The sequence below is a fragment of the Paraburkholderia sp. SIMBA_054 genome, assembly GCF_046534875.1.
Classification (GTDB): domain Bacteria; phylum Pseudomonadota; class Gammaproteobacteria; order Burkholderiales; family Burkholderiaceae; genus Paraburkholderia; species Paraburkholderia hospita.
Map to the genome: position 1 here is coordinate 1 of NZ_JAWRXV010000321.1, position 381 is coordinate 381.

The window sequence follows — 381 nt, forward strand, 5'->3', positions numbered from 1 at the left end:
CCCGGGATTTCACCCCTGACTTAAAAGTCCGCCTACGTGCGCTTTACGCCCAGTAAATCCGAACAACGCTAGCCCCCTTCGTATTACCGCGGCTGCTGGCACGAAGTTAGCCGGGGCTTCTTCTCCGGTTACCGTCATTATCTTCACCGGTGAAAGAGCTTTACAACCCTAGGGCCTTCATCACTCACGCGGCATGGCTGGATCAGGCTTGCGCCCATTGTCCAATATTCACCACTGCTGCCTCCCGTAGGAGTCTGGGCCGTGTCTCAGTCCCAGTGTGGCTGATCATCCTCTCAGACCAGCTATGGATCGTCGCCTTGGTGAGCCTTTACCTCACCAACTAGCTAATCCAACGCGGGCCGATCCTTTGCCGATAAATCT

General features: G+C 55.6%; 1 rRNA gene. It reads right to left on the reverse strand.

The annotated features are described in order from the left end of the window. Positions 1–381 (reverse strand): 16S ribosomal RNA (locus tag SB822_RS55300); the annotation flags it as partial.